Raw genomic sequence first — 13336 nt, 5'->3', positions numbered from 1 at the left:
TGCACAAACTGTCGCTATGATACATTTTTTTGTCATCTATTGGTTTGCAAGACCACCGGACTAGGGCAAAGTTGATCTGACTGCTTCGAAACAAGCACGATAACAAACAGGACCCGCACCATGACATCAGCAGTTGCCACGCTTCTTTCCATTCTGGATTTGGAAACCCTCGAGAAAAATCTGTTTCGTGGCCGCAGCCCACAAGATGGTTGGCAGCGGGTGTTTGGCGGTCAGGTCATCGGGCAGTCATTGGTTGCCGCCTCCCGCACGGTGGATTCAGACAAGCTGGCCCATTCCCTGCATTGTTATTTTATGCGACCAGGTGACCCCAAGGTGCCCATCATCTATGAGGTGGACACCCTCAGAGATGGACGCTCTTTTGTCACTCGGCAAGTCAAGGCCATCCAACACGGCAAGGCCATTTTCACCATGTCCGCGTCTTTTCACAAACAGGAAGAGGGCCTCAACCACCAAATGGAAATGCCGGACATACCGGCTCCGGAAGACCTTCCAAGCGAAGCGGATACGATTGAGGCCTATATGGCCAAGGCACCGGACAATATAAAAGCCTATTTTCGGCGTGAAAGGCCCATCGAGCTCCGGCCGGTCAATATGGAGCATTATACCACCGACAAAAAGCACGATCCTTTGCAATATGTTTGGGTCCGCACCACATCCACTCTGCCCGACGACCCGGCCATTCACAAATGTGCGCTGGCTTATGCATCAGACATGACTTTATTGGACACATCGCTATTTGCTCATGGGCGCTCAGTCTTTAACAAAGATGTCAGCGCCGCCAGCTTGGACCATGCCATGTGGTTCCACGCAGACTTTCGCGCCGACGAGTGGCTGCTCTATAGCCAGGACAGCCCTTGGGCCGGTGGAGCACGTGGCATCAATCGCGGCTCGTTATTCCGCCGCGACGGCACACTCGTCGCAACAGCCGTTCAAGAGGGGCTCATTCGAATTTCCAACCGTTAATCGGTAAAAATCGCCCATTTCTGAGTCATTTCCCAAACAGCGCCCAATGCTTAAGCAGCGAACAACATAGAAATGGCTCTTAGAACGCACTGCACACAATCCAAACACCCAAAGACTGTATAAATATTAGGCAAAAATCAAATTTTGCCTAATATTTTGTCTTTTTTGGCGGATGCACAATTATCAAGCATGGATTAAAAATAGGCATAAATGAATTTATCGATGAAGATTCAATAGCTTAACAAAAAGTTTAAAAACTGGCACGGCTCTTGAAAGAGAAGGGGCAGGAACAAAAGTTCCATCCCAAAATTCCTGACAATTTTGGGGCGGAATATCCAAAAACCCAAAGAGGGACATGAGAGAGTGCCATGAAGTTCATTATTGCCATTATCAAGCCCTTCAAGCTGGAAGCTGTGCGTGAAGCATTGTCTGCCGAAGGCATTGAAGGCCTGACCGTTACCGAGGTCAAAGGCTTTGGTCGCCAACGCGGTCATACTGAAATCTATCGCGGAACAGAATATTCAGTTTCCTTCCTCCCAAAACTGAAAATTGAAGTCGCAGTTACTGCTGAAAAAGCCGAAAAAACAATCGAAGCCATTTCCAAGGCTGCAGCTACCGGCCAGATCGGCGACGGCAAAATCTTCGTCACCTCTCTAGAGCATGTCATGCGCATTCGCACCGGCGAAACAGACACCGACGCGCTCTAAGCAAAACCCCTGTCAAGTAGAAGCGAAAAATCAAGGACACACCAATGTCAAAAACAACCCTTGCCCTTCTTGTTGGCGCAGCTACCCTTGTCGCGGGCCCGGCCCTCGCACAGGACGCAGCGGCCACAGCACCAGCAGTCGCTGAAGCAGCTGCTCCTGCAGCCGCAGCTGCTGCCGATACTGCCTATATCCTCAATACCCTGCTCTTCCTGATCGGTGGTTTTCTAGTCATGTGGATGGCAGCTGGTTTCGCCATGCTCGAAGCCGGTCTGGTCCGCACCAAAAACGTTTCGATGCAGAGCCTGAAAAACATCGCTCTCTATGCGGTTGCAGGCATCATGTATTGGCTCATCGGTTATAACCTGATGTATACGGGCGTTGATGGCGGCTATATCGGTTCCTTCTCCTTTGTCTACGGTCTCGACCCTGTCGGCCTAGAAGGTGCAGACACCGCGGCTCTTCTGGAAACCGGCTATTCCACTGGGTCTGACTGGTTCTTCCAGATGGTATTTGTGGCCACTGCAGCGTCGATTGTATCCGGCACATTGGCCGAGCGCATCAAACTATGGCCATTCATGATGTTTGTTGTCGTATTGACCGGCTTCATCTACCCAATCGCCGGTTCCTGGCAGTGGGGCGCAGGTTGGTTGTCTGAAATGGGCTTCTCCGACTTCGCAGGTTCCACCCTCGTACACTCTGTAGGCGGCTGGGCTGCTCTTGCCGGCGCACTGCTTCTTGGTGCTCGTAAAGGCAAATACGGTAAAGACGGTCTTGTAACCCCAATGCCGGCTTCTTCCATTCCTTTGGCCACCTTGGGTACATTCATCCTGTGGCTCGGTTGGTTCGGCTTTAACGGTGCTTCCCAGCTCGCTATGGGTACCATTGCTGACGTGTCTGATGTATCTCGTATCTTTGCTAATACCAACATGGCAGCAGCAGCCGGTGTTGTTACAGCAATGGTCCTGCTGCAGATCCTGTATAAAAAAGTCGACGTAACTATGGTCCTCAACGGCGCATTGGCAGGTCTTGTTGCCATTACCGCGGAACCTCTGACACCAACCATCGCACAATCACTGTTCATCGGCGGCGTCGGCGCAGCCATCGTGGTCTTCGCAGTTCCAATGCTCGATAAACTCAAAATCGATGATGTTGTTGGTGCGATCCCGGTTCACTTGATGGCTGGCATCTGGGGTACGATGATTGTTCCTCTTACCAACAGCGGCACATCCTATATGACCCAGCTGATTGGTGTTGCAGCATACGGTGCTTTCACTTTTGTTCTATCCTTCATCGTTTGGATGATCCTGAAATCAACCGTCGGCATCCGCGTCAGCGAAGAAGAAGAACATCTTGGCCTCGACAAAGCAGAGATTGGTGTAGAAGCCTATCCTGAATTTGGTCAAGGTAGCCAACGCCTCTAATCATAAAGAGCAAAGCGGAGTTCTAATCACCTCCTCCGCCTGATGCTCAAGGCCCACCCTAGGGGCCCCAGAGGGGAGAAACCCGCCGGAGCAAAGCCGGCGGGTTTCTTTTTGTCCAAATTTTGCCAGAATAATCCAAGAATTGACGACGTCCTTGGCGTATCGCCCCCACACGTACATCTGTGGCCTAAGGGTGTCATTGCTGCAGGTATCAGGATCTTCGGGGCAACATCTCACAGTAGCCGTGGAAGAGTTACCTTCGCTTCGCCGCTGGTTGGCTCGATCGTTGGTGCGTTAAATGCATTGGCGGTAGGCTTTTGGGCAAAAAGATGTCCCAAGGACCAATAAAGGCGGGTGCGATATATCAGCAGCCCGCCTTCTTCAATTTGGATTTTGACGCTGCCTACTGCAGCAGCGCAGTAGCCAACACGCCAGTTTCACCATACCATTGAGGTTTATCCTGCCCGCAAACGAAGGATCTCGCCACACCATCAGCTATGGATCTTGCCAATTCATTGGCATTTTTATTGGCGGACGCATCAACAAATCCCGCAATGCAAAAATCGTCATCTGCGATTTTGCTCACCACCAAAGCTTGCTTATCCTTAGGCTCACCAACAGAAACATACCAGCGCAGAATCGTAGCATAAGGTTTGGCATACCCTTCTTCGTCACTCAGGCGCCATTCCACCACATCGCCGACACGGTTAAAACCACCAAAGGTAAAGTAGCGATCGGTCGCAGCCTGATTGCGGTAGGCCACCGACATCCGCAAATCGCCCTCAGCGACAAAAACGGCAATTCCATCGACGCCTTTACAAACCTGTTCACTGTAGCCTTCTTCTTCATTAACGATCAAAGACATACAGGAGCCCTCGTCGAGCTTGCTATATTGATAGGAAATCTCGGCAGAATGGGCCGGATTGGAAAGCAGACAATAACTTGCAAAAAGTGAGGTCCCCGCTACAAACCCCATAAATTTAACTGGATTAAGAATAATCATAACCATCCCCTCATGGCTGACGCATTCATTTATATAGTCGCAATTCCCAAGCCATAAAATCATAGCCCTTTCCCACAAGGACTCGGCTTGGTTTTAACAGGTTCAGCCATAACCAAAAAATTTTGGTGTCTTTTGCTGAAAAAATAGAAACAAACTGAAACAATTTAAAATTGTACCTAACCAAATTTAAACAGTGACACAAGCAAGCAATTCGAAACGGGGCAACAAATCTTCACAAATTAACGCAACTCCAGTGGACCTAGAGGCTTGATCTAAGGTTTGTCTTGCCATCACCGCCAAGACCTCTTAAACCGCTATCAACACATGGTCCCAATTGGAGTTACACCCATGAATATTAGCGAAATCCCAGCGGGTAAAGACGCCCCTGAAGACATCAATGTTGTCATCGAAGTGCCGAAAGGCTCTTCCGTCAAATATGAAGTCGACAAAGACTCTGGCGCGGTCTTCGTGGATCGCTTCCTGTTCACACCGATGGCCTACCCTTGCGATTATGGATTTGTTCCCAACACACTGGCAGACGATGGCGACCCAATCGACGTACTCGTCGTTGGTGATGCGCAGCTTGCTCCCGGCGTTGTCATCCGCGCACGTCCCGTTGGCGTGTTGATCATGGAAGACGATGGAGGCAAAGACGAAAAAGTTGTTGCCGTGCCACACTCCAAACTAACCAGCCATTATGATCACATCAAATCCTACACGGATTTGCCGCAAAACCTCCGTGATCAGATCAAACATTTCTTTGAGCATTACAAAGATCTGGAGCCAGGAAAATGGGTCAAAATTGACGATTGGGCCGGTCCGGAAAAAGCCAAGGAAATGATTCAAATTTCCATCGACAATATGAAGAAATAATCTTCAACCATCGATCAAGAAACAAAAAGCGCGGCGCCATCAGGCAACCGCGCTTTTTTTATAACTGAACAAAGGTGAAAACCAGCACTGGTTAAAGCACCAGAGACATTTTGTCGCTTACATACCCCTGACAAGATTGGACAGAATAGACACCGCAAACAACAAAACGATGGGTGAAAAATCCATACCGCCCATCGTCGGAATGACTTGGCGGATTTTGGAAAGCACAGGATCCACCAGTTTCCAGCAAACTTCATAAATTGTAGCAACAAGCTGGTTGCGCGGATTGACGATATTGAAGGCGAAAAGCCAAGAAAACACAGCATATGCGATCACCACATACATGTAGATCTGCAGAATAGAAGCCAGTATCTCACCCATTGTCACCCTCATTCAATTTCAACAGCCAAAACAGCACCAAGGCAGCGCCGGGCTCAATCTATAATCATCATTCTGTTTTTGGCACCCTGAACAAACAGCACCATTGCTTTTAAAGCATGTAGCGATCCACCTGCAATCCTGCAAGGCCTGATACAGGAATTCGTAATGGAGGGGCATAAACTAAAAAAGCCCCGATGCAGACATAAACACGCGCACATCGGGGCCTTTAAAAACCAGAGTTGGCTACGCAAATACAAATTGCCAACTGACATCTCTTACGCAAACAACGTGCCAACCGGCTCATTTCATGAGTAATGCCATATATGGGCACGCGAGCGAAAATGCCCCCCATATATTGAAATAACGACTGAAACGGTAAGACCTCGGTAAGGTGTGCCACATGCATTCTGCACGACCTACTTCGCAATTTGCGAGACTTGGCTATCATGTGTCAGATAGTCATTACCATACCCAACCCAAAGGTCAAGAAAGGCATCAAGCCAGACTTCCACCGCTGGATCGTAAATATAGCGCCCCTGAAAATGGTCTCTCTTGCTGCGTGCCCCGGGCAACTTAAGGCGTTCGGACGCTTTCACCGTCCATCGATGCATCATATGCATGGTCACCTCGGGGTGAAACTGAATGCCATAAGCATTGTTGCCATAGCGCATCGCCTGATTGGCAAAAGATGCCCCTGTCGCCAACAGTTCCGCCCCTTTAGGTAAGCTGAAGCCTTCCCGATGCCATTGATACACTTTGCTTGGCCAATCCAGCAAAGACTGCCCCGCATTGGTCGCCTCAATCGGATAATAGCCAATTTCAACATGGTCATCGACACGACTGGTCACATGACCACCCAATTGTTTGGCCAGCATCTGCCCACCTAGGCAAATGCCCAAAAATGGTTTGTCATCGCGCAAAGGAACAGAAATCCAGTCTATTTCGCGTTTGATATAGGCTTCTTTGTCGTTGGCACTCATGGGGCCGCCAAACACAACCGCGCCAGCATGCCCATCCATTGTCTGGGGCAGGCTGTCACCAAATCGTGGTCTACGGATATCCAGCTTGAAGCCGCGCTGTTTCAACATCCAGCCAACGCGTCCGGGAATGGAATTTTCTTGATGTAATATTATGAGAATCCTGGGTGCGTCTGATGGCACAAGTTGTGAGGCCGCCCAGTTCATCCGTCACCCATTTCAGTTTGGTCTAACTCATTCTGGGCTTGAACATTCTGACGGGTGCGAATCCGATCGCGCCGCGATACCCCCATCAACTCAGAAACGCGCCAAACCAGATTGTCTTCAAACTCATGAATTTTGCCGTCTGCAAACACCAGCTCCCACATCATTTCGATAATCTCGATGCGGCCCTCTTCATCAAGCTGATGTTTGAGTTTTGAAGTAAAACTGTAAAGATCCACGGCTTCATCATCGCGTTTGCTGGCGACCGCGATCAAGTCAGATGTGTCGCTATCCGACAGGGAAAAGCGTTGTTTGAGAATATCACGCATTTTGGCCTGTTCCTCAGGCTCAATCACTCCGTCAATAGCAATCAAATGGACAAGCAACGCCGCAGCAGCGACCCGATGGTCACCGTCCGAGAACACATTGCTGTCGTCGCTGTCACCTGCGACATCACGAAACATCTGCATCAAGCTTTCAAACATGATCAAATCCAATCTCTAGGTCAGTAATGCATGCGAAAAATGCAGACATCTTATAGTGCATTATTTTGTATCTTCACGCTCCAACGTCAAGACGCAATCGAGCGCCGAGCATAACCGCTTCCAAATTGTGATCAACAGGAATAGTCTGTTTACAGCTTGGAAGGCTCGGTCAAACCCTCCAACCACAAGTCTAACATGGCACACGATTTGTTTTTGTTGCAGAAAGACAAAGCGCCATAAGGCAAAGACAATTTTCTAGGGAGAGAGTTTATGCATAGCCGAAACTTAGGTGCAAAAGGCTTTAAAGTCAGCGAAGTTGGCTTGGGATGTTGGCAACTGGGTGCCGACTGGGGTGCCCCATTGGCCGAGGATGCAGGTCTCGCGATTTTAGAAACAGCCCTTCAAAAAGGTGTTACTTTTTTTGACACAGCCGACGTCTATGGCGGTGGCAAGAGCGAACTGCTCATCGGAAAGTTTTTGAAAAACAAAGACCGCGGTGACATCCGCGTCGCAACCAAATTCGGCCGCGGCGATCCCTATCCCGATGGCTACACCGAAGCCTCCTTGCGCAAAGGCATTGATGAGTCACGTGCCCGTCTGGGTATGGATTGCCTTGATCTGGTCCAGCTGCATTGTATTCCAACCCAAGTGATGCGCGACGGTGCTATTTTTGATTGGCTCCGCACGCTGCAATCGCAAGGCGTCATTCGCCACTTTGGTGCCAGCGTAGAGACCGTTGAAGAAGGACTTTTGTGCATCGAGCAAGACGGTCTGTTGAGCTTGCAGGTCATCTACAATTTATTCCGCCAGAAGCTGACCACCCAATTGCTGCCCAAAGCCAAGGAAAAGGGCGTCGGCATCATTGTTCGGCTACCATTGGCCAGCGGCATTCTATCCGGCAAATTCTCTTCCGGAACGGTCTTCGCCGAAAATGACCATCGCAACTTCAACCGCGACGGCCAGGCCTTCAACGTAGGCGAAACCTTTGCAGGCGTGCCGTTTGAAACGGGACTCCAATTGGTCAATGACCTAAAAGAAATGCTACCGGAAGGCATGGAATTGGCGGATTTTGCACAGCGCTGGATTCTCGACCATGATGCCATTTCAACCATTATTCCCGGTGCCAGCAAGCCCCAACAGATTGATCGCAATGCGGCCATTTCCGCTCTGCCACCATTGTCTGACGCCACCCACCGTGAGCTGGCGACCTTCTATGAAGAAAAAATCGCACAACATGTGCGCGGCGCTTACTAACCCATGCGCTGCCAATATCCCAAAAGCCCCGATTAACGATCGGGGCTTTTAAAATTCGGTGCTAATGTTTCAACATTGGCATTCAAAAATTTAGAGAGAAAAATACGGCCGCTGAATTGAGCCACTAGAGATACAAGCTTAACGGGACAATTGTTGCCGTTTCAAGGCTTTGATCTCGCGAAGGGATTGTTGTTGCCCTTCTCGAAAAGACCTTTCGACAAAGTCTAAATGAGACCGCGCTGCGTGATCAGCCCGCTCCGCATCCCCCGCCAATACGGCATTGCCGATCTCGAGATGCTGCTCCAGCAACCGTTTGCCTGAGCCGTCAATGCTGAGAAGAAACGTGCGGTTATAAAAAATCCGGCTTTTCGTCAGATCATAAATCGAAGCCATCATATGAATGAGCGTCGAATTTTGGCTGGCGTCAGTGATTGCTGTGTGAAAATTGAAATCCGCTTGCAGGGATGCATCCTGATCATTCGCCTCCCAGCTGTGCTGCAAAGCCTCCATGATGTCCGCTATACGCTGCTTATCCGCTGGCGTGGCCCGGAAAGCAGCCAACCGAGCTGCAAAAGCCTCCTGCTCCCGGCGATATTCCAAATAGTCATAAAAGGTTTCCCCATGTCGCGCATAAAGCTCCAGAAGCGCAGGCGACATAGCAGAACCAGTCAGGGACGCGATAAAGGCCCCTTCCCCGTGCCGCACAGTCACCAAACCACGCTCTTCAAGCAACTGCAGCGCTTCGCGAATCTTAGGCCGGGAGACCTGCATCATCAGTGCGAGATCGCGTTCAGATGGCAACTGGTGCCCTTCTTTCAAAACCCCATCGACAATCATGGTTTCGATCTGATTGACAACCGCATCTGCGATGGTTTCATGCCCGACAGGTTCAAATGGATTGGCTTTGCTCATGGTCAAACAGATTCATGTCAATGTTACGTTAGGTGACTTACCAATCACGATAACACCAAGGCACTTGTAATCAAACCATAAATAGGTGGTATATATAGCCCTAAAGTAAGAGGTAAAAATAATTTACCACTATCCGGATTTGCACTATGGTCTAATTCGAAACAAACAATGTCGTGACAAGCAGGAGACTAGAATGAAGGACAACAACGATCTCATCTCCGCACTCACGGCCATCGTCGGTGCTAAACATATTCTGACGGGAGCAAAGGAAACAGAGCCTTTTCGCAAAGGGTTTCGCTCAGGTGAAGGCAGCGCTCTGGCGGTTGTTCAACCAGCTACATTGCTCGAGTTCTGGCGCAGCCTCAAAGCCATCGTCGCTGCAGATAAAATTATCATTATGCAGGCTGCTAACACCGGTCTGACGGAAGGCTCAACCCCCAAGGGCACCTATGACCGCGACGTCGTGCTAATCAACACCCGCCGCATGGACAAATTGCAAAGCCTCAAAGAAGGCAAACAGGTCATCTCCTTCCCCGGAGCGACTTTATTTGCGCTGGAGAAAATGCTCGACCCTCTGGGCCGCCAACCCCATTCCGTTATCGGATCCTCCTGTATCGGTGCGTCAGTAATTGGTGGCGTCTGCAACAATTCAGGTGGATCACTCATCGAACGCGGCCCATCCTACACAGAACTGTCGCTTTACGCCCGTATCGGAGAAGACGGCACGTTGGAGCTGGTCAATCATTTGGGTATCGAACTCGGGGACACCCCGCATGAAATCCTGACCCGCCTTGAACAGGGCGACTATCAAGATCGCCATATTGAAGACAGCAATCTCAAAGCATCCGACACCGATTATGCCACCCGTGTGCGCGATGTTGACGCCGATACGCCAGCCCGATTCAATGCCGACAAACGGCGTCTGTATGAAGCGTCAGGCTGTGCAGGAAAACTGGCTGTTTTTGCCGTTCGGCTGGATACCTATGCCAAGAATGCTGAAGAAAAAACATTCTATATCGGCACCAATGATCCCAATGAATTGGGGACCTTGCGCCGCACAATCCTGTCAGGCTTTAAAAGCCTGCCTGTCTCAGCCGAATATATGCATCAGGAAATTTTCGACATCACTCGACATTATGGCAAAGACACAGTCGTCCTGATCGACAAACTTGGCACGGATCGGTTGCCGACTTTCTTTGCTCTCAAAGGGTGGGTAGATGCACGCACCGATAAAATGCCGGGCTTCAAACACATCACCGATCGCTTCATGCAGCTGTTGTCAAAGCTGTGGCCCGAAATCCTGCCCAAGCGGGTGCTGGCGTTCCGCGACCTTTATCAGCACCATCTCATCCTGAAAATGCGCGACGGTGGCATAGACGAGGCCCGCGCCCTGCTGTCTCAGGCCCGCATAGACAAGAGCCTTGACTATTTCGAGTGCAATGCCCGTGAGGCCAAGATTGCGGGCCTGCACCGTTTTGCAGCGGCTGGAGCCGCTATTCGCTACATGGCCATTCATGACAATGAGGTCGAAGACATTCTGGCCCTTGATATCGCCCTGAAGCGCAATGATAGAGACTGGTTGGAGCACTTGCCCGATAGCATTTCGGACAAGTTGATCCACAAACTCTACTATGGGCACTTCATGTGCCATGTGTTGCATCAGGACTATATTGTCAAAAAAGGTGAGGACCCCAAGGCGCTGAAAGCAGAAATGCTTAAAATCCTCGATCAACGCGGCGCCGAATATCCTGCCGAGCATAACGTCGGCCATCTCTATGCAGCCAAACCCGATCTGGCCAATTTTTACAAAAGCATAGATCCCACCAACGGCCTCAATCCCGGCATCGGCAAACTATCACGCAATAAAGATTATCGCTAAAAATCCCCTGCCGCGCCAATGCAAGAGCTAGGTGACAAGTAAGAGAAACCCGACGTGGAAGGGAAAAATGGTGCCGCATAGGTGATTTGAACACCTGACCCCATCATTACGAATGATGTGCTCTACCAACTGAGCTAATGCGGCATGCCAATGATCTGGTCACACACATGTGCGCTAAATTCAATTGCCTTTAATCGCAAACCTTCGCCGAGAAAGCTAGGAAAGAAACAACGCAACCGGAGACCAGAAACGGGTGGCTTCTCATAGCCAATTCCCTCTTCACTGGCAAGAGGAAACCAGAGCTTTGTGGGAGAAATGAACATAGAGTCACAAGCACCTGCGATCTCACCCCCAAACTTCACATAAAAGCCCGGCGATGGCCGGGCTTTTATTCATTGGATGACCCCGAAATGGGATTGCAGGACTAAAACAGCCGGAACCGCTTTTCAGGTGTCGGAGGCACAGGATCACCTTTTGGACCCGGATCATCCGGCGCATGCGGCATCGGGAACTCAACCTTCTTCGGTTTGCTCTTTATACCTTCAGCAGTCTTTTCTTTTTCGGGCACAGCATCCTTCCCATGCTCAGAAGACTCTGACGCAACCTTAATATTCTCAGCATCAACTGTGTCCGTACTATCAACGTTCGTCAAAGAGGCATCAGATACAGTCTCATCTTGACTATTGGTTGCAGACGGAGCTGCGGCGGCTTCAAGGATTTCGGGTTTCTCAGCAGGCTCGGTGGCTGGCTCAGAAGATGGCTCAACATCAGGTTCGGCATCAGCCACAACACCTGCAGCTTCGGTCTCGACCTTCGGACCGTCAGTAATATCAACCATGTCCTCAGCATCATCTTTGCTAGGCAGCAAGAGCAGATCGTCGTCGTTGGATTTTCTATCGCTGTCCAGCTCGCTGCTTTCGAGGATGGGTTGGAACGCATGTGCGATCTCGCGCACCGGCACCTTCCATTCAAAGACATCCAGTTTGCCAGTCAGTGGCGATGTCGGTTGCCATGTATCGCTAACTTGACCATCAGCGGTCCATGCGGGATCGCGATGCGCACCAACAGCCCGCGCCAACCACTGACGCACAAGACCGAAGTCATGGCTCTCACCCTCTTCCAGTTCTGCCATCAACATGCAAAGGCGCGGAGTCAAATGGCTTTGGGCCAAAGGCTCAATCAAATTGCGTGCTTCAGCCCATTCCCGTGCGTCCAAGCAGGCCCGCGCCATGGCAATCTTTGATTCAAGATGGTCCGGCATCAAGGCATAAAGGGAGCGAATGCGTTTAAGACGATCAACTGCCGTGTCTCCCGTCTTGATATAGGCGTAGCTCATGGCCAATTCAGGATGAGGCTCTTCGCGCCACGCCGCTTCAATCAACTTGGAAGCCTTGCGATATTCTTTCAGCTCATTGAGAATGTCAGCCGCTTTTGTAGCAGCAGGCACAAGACCTGGCGCCAATTTACAGGCTTCCAGCAACAACGGGCGCATGCGAACGTCCGCATTGTCTTCGCCTTCCAAGGCAAACGCTTGTGCTGTCAGAAGAACCGCACGTTGGCGACGGAACTGCTCTTTGGACACATGTTTGTTAGAATGATTCTGCGACAGGGTGATCAAAGCGCCTTGCCAGTCTTCTGAAGCGGTCTGCATGTCGAACAAGGCTGTTCCGGCCCAGCCGGGTGTCTTCTTGCCTTCGTCTGTCGCCGCTTTGGCCATTTCCATGGCTTCATCAGCGTCTCCACGGCGCTGAGCTTCGATATAGAGACCCCGACGACCCAATGCGCGGGTTTCGTCTTGATCCAACATCGCTTCAAAGCTCTGGCGCGCCTTGGTCGCATCGCCGGCCATTTGTGCAGTCTGCGCTTCCAGCATAAGGGTCATGGGCTCATCACCGATCAACTTACGCGCTTTGACCGCATGTTTTTTCGCCAACGCAAGATCGCCAACACCAACCGCAATCATGCCGGTCGACAAGGCTTTATAGCCCTTGTCACGGCGACGACCGGAAAAGAAACCGCCAATTGCCCCGGGAGACTTCCAGATCGAACGCACAAAAACCCACAATGCAATCGCCACGCCCATCGCAGCGACCACCATCAAAGCGCCGAACAGCAATGACACCTCAAAACCGGTATCCAGCCACGGCCATTGAATGATGATTTGACCCGGTCGGTCCGCCAACCAGGATCCGCCAAACGCAATACCCAATAAAACTGCAAAAAAGATGAGTGTCCTAATCATAATGTTTCATTCCC

The 13336-nt window shown here is 50.6% G+C and carries 12 protein-coding genes and 1 tRNA gene; 6 read left to right on the top strand and 7 right to left on the bottom strand.

Going from position 1 to position 13336, the window contains the following annotated elements:
- Positions 1-120 precede the first annotated feature (120 nt).
- From tesB to C0081_RS15520, 3 genes are all read left to right on the top strand, one after another.
- Complete coding sequence (gene tesB / locus C0081_RS15530; protein ID WP_101534739.1) at positions 121-984, top strand: acyl-CoA thioesterase II; 864 nt, start codon at positions 121-123, stop codon at positions 982-984.
- A gap of 368 nt (positions 985-1352) precedes the next feature.
- Positions 1353-1691 carry a P-II family nitrogen regulator gene (locus C0081_RS15525; protein WP_101534738.1) on the top strand — a complete coding sequence of 113 codons (339 nt, stop codon included), beginning with the start codon at positions 1353-1355 and terminating at the stop codon, positions 1689-1691.
- A 44-nt stretch (positions 1692-1735) separates the two neighbouring features.
- Positions 1736-3112 carry an ammonium transporter gene (locus tag C0081_RS15520; RefSeq protein ID WP_101534737.1) on the top strand — a complete coding sequence of 459 codons (1377 nt, stop codon included), beginning with the start codon at positions 1736-1738 and terminating at the stop codon, positions 3110-3112.
- Positions 3113-3515: 403 nt separating this feature from the next.
- Here the strand turns inward: C0081_RS15520 and C0081_RS15510 are convergent, their stop codons facing one another.
- Complete coding sequence (locus C0081_RS15510) at positions 3516-4115, bottom strand: hypothetical protein (RefSeq protein WP_146006479.1); 600 nt, start codon at positions 4113-4115, stop codon at positions 3516-3518.
- A gap of 348 nt (positions 4116-4463) precedes the next feature.
- Between C0081_RS15510 and ppa the strand changes: the two genes are divergently transcribed.
- Positions 4464-4988, top strand: a complete 525-nt coding sequence (ppa, locus tag C0081_RS15505) for an inorganic diphosphatase (protein WP_101534734.1) — start codon at positions 4464-4466, stop codon at positions 4986-4988.
- Positions 4989-5105: 117 nt separating this feature from the next.
- On the opposite strand, the gene C0081_RS15500 is transcribed toward ppa, so the two are convergent.
- The 3 genes from C0081_RS15500 to C0081_RS15490 form a co-directional block, all read right to left on the bottom strand.
- On the bottom strand, positions 5106-5369 hold the full coding sequence (locus C0081_RS15500; RefSeq protein ID WP_180966921.1) for a YggT family protein: 264 nt from the start codon (positions 5367-5369) through the stop codon (positions 5106-5108).
- Positions 5370-5785: 416 nt separating this feature from the next.
- The gene (locus tag C0081_RS15495; protein WP_101534732.1) at positions 5786-6553 is read right to left on the bottom strand and encodes a glutamine amidotransferase; all 768 of its coding nucleotides are present in this window, start codon (positions 6551-6553) and stop codon (positions 5786-5788) included.
- On the bottom strand, positions 6550-7035 hold the full coding sequence (locus tag C0081_RS15490) for a tellurite resistance TerB family protein (protein ID WP_101534731.1): 486 nt from the start codon (positions 7033-7035) through the stop codon (positions 6550-6552). Before C0081_RS15490 ends, C0081_RS15495 begins: the two co-directional genes overlap by 4 nt.
- 270 nt (positions 7036-7305) lie before the next feature.
- Here C0081_RS15490 and C0081_RS15485 point away from each other — a divergent pair, with 270 nt between their 5' ends.
- Entirely contained in the window at positions 7306-8289 is a 984-nt protein-coding gene (locus C0081_RS15485; protein WP_101534730.1) for an aldo/keto reductase, read from the top strand.
- A 138-nt stretch (positions 8290-8427) separates the two neighbouring features.
- On the opposite strand, the gene C0081_RS15480 is transcribed toward C0081_RS15485, so the two are convergent.
- Positions 8428-9201: a FadR/GntR family transcriptional regulator gene (locus C0081_RS15480; protein WP_101534729.1), complete on the bottom strand. Its 774-nt coding sequence runs from the start codon at positions 9199-9201 to the stop codon at positions 8428-8430.
- A 193-nt stretch (positions 9202-9394) separates the two neighbouring features.
- Here C0081_RS15480 and dld point away from each other — a divergent pair, with 193 nt between their 5' ends.
- On the top strand, positions 9395-11080 hold the full coding sequence (gene dld / locus C0081_RS15475) for a D-lactate dehydrogenase (protein WP_101534728.1): 1686 nt from the start codon (positions 9395-9397) through the stop codon (positions 11078-11080).
- Positions 11081-11148: 68 nt separating this feature from the next.
- Here the strand turns inward: dld and C0081_RS15470 are convergent.
- Together C0081_RS15470 and C0081_RS15460 are read right to left on the bottom strand one after the other, a co-directional pair.
- A tRNA-Thr gene (locus C0081_RS15470) sits at positions 11149-11224 on the bottom strand.
- A 280-nt stretch (positions 11225-11504) separates the two neighbouring features.
- Positions 11505-13322, bottom strand: coding sequence for a heme biosynthesis HemY N-terminal domain-containing protein (locus tag C0081_RS15460; RefSeq protein WP_101534726.1), 1818 nt, complete (start codon positions 13320-13322; stop codon positions 11505-11507).
- Positions 13323-13336: the final 14 nt, after the last annotated feature.

Source organism: Cohaesibacter celericrescens, from assembly GCF_002866925.1.
Lineage (GTDB): Bacteria > Pseudomonadota > Alphaproteobacteria > Rhizobiales > Cohaesibacteraceae > Cohaesibacter > Cohaesibacter celericrescens.
This window is presented reverse-complemented; position numbering and strand designations above follow the sequence as displayed.

Bases quoted from the DNA above. Each gene is read 5' to 3' on its own strand.
- tesB (WP_101534739.1), top strand. From the start codon at position 121: ATGACATCAGCAGTTGCCACGCTTCTTTCCATTCTGGATTTGGAAACC.
- C0081_RS15525 (WP_101534738.1), top strand. From the start codon at position 1,353: ATGAAGTTCATTATTGCCATTATCAAGCCCTTCAAGCTGGAAGCTGTG.
- C0081_RS15520 (WP_101534737.1), top strand. From the start codon at position 1,736: ATGTCAAAAACAACCCTTGCCCTTCTTGTTGGCGCAGCTACCCTTGTC.
- C0081_RS15510 (WP_146006479.1), bottom strand. From the start codon at position 4,115: ATGATTATTCTTAATCCAGTTAAATTTATGGGGTTTGTAGCGGGGACC.
- ppa (WP_101534734.1), top strand. From the start codon at position 4,464: ATGAATATTAGCGAAATCCCAGCGGGTAAAGACGCCCCTGAAGACATC.
- C0081_RS15500 (WP_180966921.1), bottom strand. From the start codon at position 5,369: ATGGGTGAGATACTGGCTTCTATTCTGCAGATCTACATGTATGTGGTG.
- C0081_RS15495 (WP_101534732.1), bottom strand. From the start codon at position 6,553: ATGAACTGGGCGGCCTCACAACTTGTGCCATCAGACGCACCCAGGATT.
- C0081_RS15490 (WP_101534731.1), bottom strand. From the start codon at position 7,035: ATGTTTGAAAGCTTGATGCAGATGTTTCGTGATGTCGCAGGTGACAGC.
- C0081_RS15485 (WP_101534730.1), top strand. From the start codon at position 7,306: ATGCATAGCCGAAACTTAGGTGCAAAAGGCTTTAAAGTCAGCGAAGTT.
- C0081_RS15480 (WP_101534729.1), bottom strand. From the start codon at position 9,201: ATGAGCAAAGCCAATCCATTTGAACCTGTCGGGCATGAAACCATCGCA.
- dld (WP_101534728.1), top strand. From the start codon at position 9,395: ATGAAGGACAACAACGATCTCATCTCCGCACTCACGGCCATCGTCGGT.
- C0081_RS15460 (WP_101534726.1), bottom strand. From the start codon at position 13,322: ATGATTAGGACACTCATCTTTTTTGCAGTTTTATTGGGTATTGCGTTT.